Genomic DNA, 8,006 nt, shown 5'->3' with positions numbered 1-8,006 from the left:
TTGAATTCTTCGGGGTAACGCTGGTTGCTCATGGCACCTCCTGATGGGCCTCATTATGAGGCTTGAAGGTGTCTACGAAACTAGGGTCGATTCACCCCGAATGGCTTGAAGCATTTGATCGATCAGTCGTATCCCCTACAGCCGCAGATATCGCACTGCTCTTAGGTATATTGCATAATGCCGCACCTGTCAGGTTTCAGCGTATCAATGCAGGCGGCGACGGGCTGAATGTAGTGGTGCGGCCGAACGACCCCAATGCTCTAGCGATTGCCCCTCAGCACTTGCGTCGTGCTTTCGCCGACATCCCAGACCAGTTTGCAGCGGACGTCGGCATTGCGAATGGCCGGCTGAATGAAGGGCGACTAGATGTTCCTCCGGAATCCTTTCTTCTCGACCTATGCCTTCTCGGTGCCGACCAGATATCACATGTTTTAGGGCGGCCTGTCCTTACCTCCCAGGAAGTTTGGCCATTTGTGGCTACTGCGCTGAGTCAACAAGGTACTGAACGCCCATTTTGGTTCCTCATTTCATTAGTCGACGATATCGGTCGCCTGAATGGTCAGCTACGCCTAGCTGCTAATGCATCCACTCACGCCCAGTTCAGACAAAGAGTCCAAGCGACAATAGATGCTCTGGAGGCTAAAAGGCATGGGCGTCCGATAGCTCCAGACCATGAAATAGCTCGCTTCACTACCGAACTACTCCGATTATCCGATCAAGCTCTTGAAGGCCTACCGGCAGCAATAGAGCGCTCTAGAGATACTAAACGGGAGCCGGAAATGGCCGTTCTAACGGCTTTAACTCGAGTCGGAGAACGTGAGATTAATCCGGGGCAAGCGTATGGCGCGATCCTCGAAATCGCATCTGATATCTCGCGCGCATATTGGGCTAAACGACTCGCTGAGTGCTCTACCGAAGTGGAGGATCAAGAGATGTTGGTAGGGATTTTGCGTAACGAGGATTTGGCGACAGCAAAGACAGCGGCGAGAAAGTCTCTACGGCTCGCGGATATTATGACTTATGGCCCTCAAATTGAGCTTGAGTAAAAATCACTAATTAGAGGCCGGAGTGAATTAAAATAAATTCCTCCGCCCCTTTAGCTAGAGCCTGGCGGCAATAGAGCTGGGACTTAGCCTGCCGATAGTGAAAGGGCATTGGAATAAATAATGTGTTAAGCCAGAGGAAGGATAATGATCAGCAGGATGTATTTTTCATGCACTGCATGTGGACAGGAAATTATTGTCAGGGCACAGGTCGGATATGAAAAGAATCAACCGCACACATTTTCATGCCCCAATTGCGAATCACCAATAAATATAAATCTAATTTTAGATAACCCTCCGCATGTTGATTTTGAGCATGATGATAGCTGCAGAATTATACCGCTCTCGGAAAATGGAATTATAGTGAACCTGGGGGTCGGCTTTCTCATCCCCAAGAGTAAAGCAAATCAAGAATTCTACTTTCCAGCTATGGAGCTAATGCATAACTTTAGAGGCGAGATACTCAAGAAGCTGTCGGAAGGAAAAAAGATTCCTCCCATACGTGACTATTTACTTGAGGGGTTCCCAGGAGCCGCGAGGGCATGGAGACACCTAGAAAAAGCTTGCAGATTTCATAGAAAAGGAAAGCATGATCTACGTGATAGAAACCTGGCAGCTTTCAGAGCCGAAACAGGGTTCAAGGAGGATGACTTTGACAGCACTTTGTTTGACTTCATTGAGTGTTTTTTAGGCCCGTCTGGACGAGAAACAACTCAGAAGAACTCAGACTGGATAAAGCAAATATATAAAAGCCATCCAGATGAGCTCAAGAGATTCCTAAAGCATTATATTGAAGACTTGCAAGATGAACGGCTAAAAGAGTACATTGAAATTTGTGCTGAGTATTTCTCCGCCCACCATGAGTACGAACAAACAATTCTTTACAACCGGCATGGGATAGAAATACCTGAGGACTCAGCTGCCTCATCTGCAAACTTTGAGTTAACAAAAATGTTCTATGGGAATGCATTTGAGCTTCTTGGCGCGCACCTAGACATTATTGCGGCTCTAAACAATATAGATCAAGGGCGCCCATATGATCAGATGCAGAAAATGGATTTAAAAAAATATCGCTCCTTAAACAAGGCCAATCGAACTGAGTGCCTAAAGAACAACCCAAACTTAGGCTCTCTGTTTGAGGAGTATGACAGTACCATTCGAAATGCCTCGCACCATAGATGGTTTCGAATATCTGACGATCGACAAGTTATTAGCTATAGAAGTGGAGGGACGGGGGCAAAACAGAGCATCACGTACGCAGAGTATACATATCGCTGCAATAAATTATTCCTGCAAATACTCTTAGTGTTCTCATTGGAAATAATTCTTGCGAGAGCTGCGCGAAACTTACTGCCCTAGATAGATAAGATCGATTCATATTCCAATAGTTATTTGCTAGACCTCTCGGGGCCGGGTCCATGTAATTGATTGGCTGAAAATAAAAACACATTACCAGATAATGGCCAAATAACGGCTTATACAGCCAACTTCGGCATCGAAATTCATACTTCAAGCGAAGAAGGAAGGGAGGCCGGCCAGATGGTTTTCAGATTTATTTATAGGGCAGACCGGCCGCTTTTGGTCGAATGCGGGCGAGGCCAGCAGTTGATACCACTTATGCGCACAATCGCTACGCGATATTTCATCACTGGTTAGCTCTAGTGCCCAAGCTTTCTCTCTGCTGGAACGTTTCCGAGACAAAGTCAATGAATGCTACCGCTGAGGCCACAGCCAGTCGGGCATGACGAGGCTGTAGCCCCCGATGCTGGCCATCCCTTCCGTGCCCAGTGCCATAGAGGCCGCGCAATTGCGCCAGATTGTTAGTCAGTTGAGTCAAGTTACGGAGAATCAAGCGTATGTTTTCCGCACCTTTTGTCGCATCAGAAATACCTTCAGGTACCAACTGAAGTTCTTTGGTGAGTTTTTTTGTAAGGTCGCCAAGGTCATCGGATTTAGTAAAGGGAATGCTTCGCTTTGTCAGAATGGACTTGCAACAAGTTTCAACGAGTTCTTTTGCCGTACCGATGGCCAGTGCAGGATCCCTTTCAACTGCGTGCTCCAACCGCTCGATTTCTTTCGCCATCCAGCCCGCATTTAGCGCATCAGCCACAGTTTTGGCTCGCAGTACTGCACGGGATGAGTTGCTACGAAGTCGGCGGTACGAAAAGCGTGGCCGACCAGCTATTCGCTCCTCTTCGTAGATTTCCCAACCAGCTGGCCGAAGCTGATCGTTGAAGTGGAGTACTAACTTGAGAGTCTCATCACGGTCGGGACGCACTACAGGATGCACCACCTCACAAAGAAAACGCAGGAAGTGCTCAGCAGAACCGTCAATAAGCTGGAATCGGCCATCAGTGAAGACCCAGTCGTCGTCCCAGTCGTCGTTGTTGAAGCGATGTTGCCAGATATCTCCAGCAGCATCTTTAAACCGGCTATCCGTCGACGGAAGCTGCTGTAGGTCGAAGAGGCGGCTCAAGAACTCAACGTCATCCAACTGGCCGTGCCATGCGACACTCTCTAGTCGCAACCCGTCTAGAATATTGATCCGTACTTGCCTTGACAGTTCTGACGCGTCAGATCGCCAGTCGGTACGTTGTTCCTTGGCCGGCACAATTTTCGCTGAATACCAGTCTTGAGATTCGTACTCGATGGTTGTTCTGAGGCGTGCCGTAATCTGTTCTTCTAATTGACTACGCTTTGCACCCAGTCGTGCGTAATTCTGCGCTGGGAGTTTGAACTGAAACTCCCAGATGTTTGTGCCACCGTTCCAATTGTCGTAGCCCGTGAGCTCCACCTGCACCGGATACTCGCGCACGATAGAGGCCGCGTCGCTCATGCCCTCTGCGCGCAGAAGTTCGTGGACTGTGGCAAGTGTCTGCTCAATTTGATCAATCTGTTCCATCGCCGTACCAACCCCCTAATGGTCACCGCGAAGCGTATCTTAGCTGGAAGAGGTATGTCCGCTCCTGGCCGATTCTGTTGAAAAAGTCGCCTTCTGAGAGGGCTGTGCTTCTCGGCAGCTCAAAAACGCTCGATTTCGGCGTTGCTACGTAAAAACCAAGGCAGTTCTGCCTTCTGAGCACACCAGATTTCAACGTCGCTCAGGCTCTTTCATGGGCAAAAAACGCGGCGGGACTTTTTCAACAGAATCGGCCGGCTCCAGCCAGTTACCGACAGACGAAACACGCATGCCGCCACCACCCTATGGTGGCGCTCTTACCTTCCAAAGCAGGGGTTCTTGTCCCCTCAAAATCAAGAAAAATAGACGGTTTCCACCCGGCCGCTGCGCTGGGTGGAGCCTCCGCGATTTTTCCTGATTTTTTCACGACCGCCTTAGTCGCCCTAGTCGGCAGGGGTTCATGCGCAGCGCAAGCGCAGAACCCTGAAGACGAAGGAGCGAAAGCCATGAGCGAAGAGATCAGGATCTACGTTGCCGACCTGGCCGCCTACAACGCCGGTCACCTGCATGGCGTCTGGATCAACGCCACCCTGGAGCTGGACGACATCCAGGCGCAGATCAGTGCCATGCTGGCGGCCTCCCCGGTCGAGGGGGCGGAGGAGTATGCCATCCACGATTTCGAGGGTTTCGACGGCTACCGCCTCGGTGAGTACGAGGGCCTCGAAAACGCCCATGAGATTGCGTGTTTCATCGAGGAGTACCCCGCGTTCGGCGGCGCCCTGCTCGCTCATTTCAACGACTTGGAGCAGGCGCGCAAGGCAGCTGAGGAGGATTACTGCGGCTGCTACAGCTCGCTGGCCGACTACGCCCAGGAGCTGACCGAGGAAACCACCAGTATTCCGCCGCACTTGGCCATGTATATCGACTACCGCGCCATGGCCCGCGACATGGAGTACAGCGGCGACCTGTTCACCCTGGAGATCGGATTCGAGCAGGTACACGTGTTCTGGAATCGCTAGGCCAGCGGAAGGCACCGGGGCGACCCGGTGCCTTGTTTTTTGCGCCCCTGTCCTGCCGGCCACCCGCGCGCCCCACCCGGAAGGCTGATGCACGGGTGCGCGCTACCGGCGATCAACCGGAAACAACCACGTTGTGCTGTGAGTTGATTGAGACCGTTACGGTCTTACGGCTTTACCCAAATCCGTCGATCCGTATCCACGGATTTACGGGTTGGTGGGGAAGCGGATCTGCGCTTTTACGGATTTACGGAAATCCGCCGATGCGGTTTCCGATTTTGCGGAAAGCCGTAGAACCGCACCTTCGGAGACTGCAGCCGCACACGCCATATGCCGCCGGTTGGGCGAGACTGCGAGACGCGAGCTCGCACACGAACAGGCCGGGATCTACCAATGAGGCCCACCCGTTCACCCTTGAGCCCCGCTCAATGACAGCGGCCAGAAACGTCTCCAGACCCCCTTAGAAGGCTCCAGCCGCGCTACCCCACTGAACCCTTTCCCACGTCACCTGAAGCGCCTCAACGCGCTCCTGGACCGTTTCCGGCAAACGCGCACAGGCCCGGAGGGCGACCATCGGTGCTAACTCCAACACGAGGACGATGCGCCGCAGATCGTGACGCCTCTCCTGAGCGCAGTTATCTCGAGCCTGCCCGCACCGGGAGCGGCGCCCACCCCAGCCTCGAAAAGCGCGGAAACTTCGCAGCACTTGCCCTCTCAGGCGACCGGGTCTCCGGCGCGTGCCGTCAACGGCACGGGGATAACTTCGGGAAAAGCTGTGAATTCCGACGTGCTTTCAGGCGCACGCCGGCCCGTGCTATCAGGAGCGTCATGCACGTGCCTTCAGGCGCACGAACGCCTCTGCAGGCCACGGCTGGCGAGGCTTCCAGCCTCCCTTAACTTAACTAACTTAAAAGCTCTAACTTGTTATTGGGGCAGCGCCGGTTTGTGGACAGGTGCTGATCGGGACAGTCTGGCCGGGGAGATCCGGCCATGATCGTCGCCCTGCTCAACCAGAAAGGCGGGGTGGGCAAGACCACCCTGGCCACCCATATCGCCGGCGAACTGACCCTGCGCGGGCAGAACGTCATCCTGCTCGATGCCGACTCGCAGGGCTCGGCGCTGGACTGGACGCAGCGGCGCAGCCAGCAGGGCTTGCCCAGGCTGTTCAGCGCCGTAGGCCTGGCGCGCGAGACGCTGCACCAGGAAGCCCCGGAGCTGGCGCGTCGTGCCGATCACGTGATCATCGACGGGCCACCGCGCATCGCCGCCCTCGCCCGCTCGGCGTTGCTGGCGGCAGATCGCGTGTTGATCCCGGTGCAGCCCAGCCCCTACGACCTGTGGGCCAGCGCGGAGATGGTCAACCTGATCCGCGAGGCGCAGGTGTTCAGGCCCACGCTGCGCGCGGCATTTGCCATCAACCGCCGCGTCAGCACCACGGTGATCGGCCGCGAAGCGCGCGGCGCCTTGGCCGACCAACCGCTACCAGCACTGCAAGCCGAAGTACGCCAGCGCATCGTCTTCGCCGAGAGCGTGGCAGCCGGTCGCCTGGCGCGCGAATTGGCGCCGGACAGCGCCGCCGCGCGCGAGGTCAGCAGCCTGGTCGACGAGCTGCTGAGGTGGTCGCCATGAGCGGCAAGCGCATCGGTATCGGTGCGCGCCCACTGGCCGACCCACAGGCCGAAGCCTGGATACGCCAGGGCGTCGCCGTCGACAGCGGCAAGGCCGAGCGCTACAGCGCACGCACCTCAAGCTGGCGGCCTTCGACCGCGGCGTGACCATGGCGGAGATGCTGCACGAGGCGCTGAAGCAGCAGGCCAGGTCATGACGCCGGGACTCACCAGGCATGGCGACCGCTGACACTACTCGCAGGCAGCATATCCACCCTGGGCTGGGCAGCGCTTGCAACGTCGCCACCACAGCAGGCCTACAACACGTCCGACAGCGTGCCTGCCGGCTGATATCGCACTTCGCCGGCCAATTCACTGGCGCCTGGCGATCTGATGCTGGCTCACCTACCTCCAGAGGCAATGCAATGGTTGCGCAGCACGGCCACCCGCTGGCGACCGCACCGTTGTCGGCGGCGATGGTGCCGCAGCACATGTGTATGCAAGAGGGCCAGATGGGTGCGCATCAATGGCGTCCTTGTTGCCAGGCTCTTGCGCAGAGATCGACAGGGTCGCGCGTTGCCAGCCTGGCACACCTACCGGCGCCTGGTTGGCGATGAACTGTTCCTGCTCAGCAGCACCAACCCGAAGTCATTCGGCAGTCGCCACCTCGGTCCGGAATCTGTCGGCGGGATGATCGCTCGGATGCAGCTCTTCTGATCGGACTCGTGTCGATGTGCTGACCGCTATAGCGTTGATCTCGATGTCGATAACGTGTGCTCGAAGCGTGCAGTCGAGCACCGCTGACCTGCGGATACCTCTGCCCTCGGCTACCACCCAGAGACTGCTAAGCGCCCTACTATCCCGGCTTGATTACCTAGCCCAGAAGCACAAAGGCACGGAAAAAGCGGAGCGCAAGATAAAAGGGGGCGGCACTTCTTTGGCCCGGAAAGCAGTCTGCACGGGGGTTGGAGACGGCACCCATTGAGTGCATCAGCGTGCCGCGTATACCCCATAGCCGCGTTATTACTGGCCCTGTAGCGTGCCTAACACGCTGCACTACGATCCACTTGGCAAGCTGCTTGAGCAATAACTCCGTCAGCAGAATGTGTCGCCCAGCTGCGCAGCTTATTGCTCACCAGTGCCGTACTTTTTCGCCACTAAATGCCCTGCAACCCGCGTCTTTACTGAGCTACAGGCCACTGCGCAAGAACCTGCACAGCACTGCGCAACTTGTTGCGCAGAAATCTATGACAGATCACGCAATGTGACCAGCTAACACCGTATGGTCACATCAACTTATTGATTTAATTGAAATTAAATTAAATGGCACGCCGCTCGCTATAGGTCTGGCTCCCGGATCGACCACGATCCATGACCCAGGCAAGGAGAGCACTCATGCCAACACCCGCGTATCTGTCCCTCGAAGGCACCAAACAAGGTC

Annotated in this window: 5 protein-coding genes and 1 pseudogene; 5 read left to right on the top strand and 1 reads right to left on the bottom strand. The window is 55.3% G+C overall.

What is annotated here, in order from left to right; translation table 11 throughout:
* The first annotated feature begins 68 nt into the window (after nucleotides 1–68).
* Together ACIGFL_RS24010 and ACIGFL_RS24005 are read left to right on the top strand one after the other, a co-directional pair.
* Nucleotides 69–1,046: a hypothetical protein gene (locus tag ACIGFL_RS24010; RefSeq protein ID WP_397498803.1), complete on the top strand. Its 978-nt coding sequence runs from the start codon at nucleotides 69–71 to the stop codon at nucleotides 1,044–1,046.
* A 144-nt stretch (nucleotides 1,047–1,190) separates the two neighbouring features.
* The gene (locus tag ACIGFL_RS24005; RefSeq protein ID WP_397498802.1) at nucleotides 1,191–2,402 is read left to right on the top strand and encodes a hypothetical protein; all 1,212 of its coding nucleotides are present in this window, start codon (nucleotides 1,191–1,193) and stop codon (nucleotides 2,400–2,402) included.
* Between the two features lie 286 nt (nucleotides 2,403–2,688).
* On the opposite strand, the gene ACIGFL_RS24000 is transcribed toward ACIGFL_RS24005, so the two are convergent.
* The gene (locus tag ACIGFL_RS24000) at nucleotides 2,689–3,945 is read right to left on the bottom strand and encodes an abortive infection family protein (RefSeq protein WP_397498801.1); all 1,257 of its coding nucleotides are present in this window, start codon (nucleotides 3,943–3,945) and stop codon (nucleotides 2,689–2,691) included.
* A 503-nt stretch (nucleotides 3,946–4,448) separates the two neighbouring features.
* Here ACIGFL_RS24000 and ACIGFL_RS23995 point away from each other — a divergent pair.
* From ACIGFL_RS23995 to ACIGFL_RS23985, 3 genes and pseudogenes are all read left to right on the top strand, one after another.
* Nucleotides 4,449–4,961 carry an antirestriction protein ArdA gene (locus tag ACIGFL_RS23995; protein WP_397498800.1) on the top strand — a complete coding sequence of 171 codons (513 nt, stop codon included), beginning with the start codon at nucleotides 4,449–4,451 and terminating at the stop codon, nucleotides 4,959–4,961.
* A gap of 987 nt (nucleotides 4,962–5,948) precedes the next feature.
* Complete coding sequence (gene parA / locus ACIGFL_RS23990) at nucleotides 5,949–6,587, top strand: ParA family partition ATPase (protein ID WP_397498799.1); 639 nt, start codon at nucleotides 5,949–5,951, stop codon at nucleotides 6,585–6,587.
* Nucleotides 6,584–6,783, top strand: a pseudogene (locus ACIGFL_RS23985) (hypothetical protein). Before parA ends, ACIGFL_RS23985 begins: the two are co-directional and overlap by 4 nt.
* The last annotated feature ends 1,223 nt before the right edge of the window (nucleotides 6,784–8,006 follow it).

This window comes from Pseudomonas sp. NPDC077649 (genome assembly GCF_044542855.1).
Taxonomy (GTDB): Bacteria; Pseudomonadota; Gammaproteobacteria; order Pseudomonadales; family Pseudomonadaceae; genus Aquipseudomonas.
This window is presented reverse-complemented; position numbering and strand designations above follow the sequence as displayed.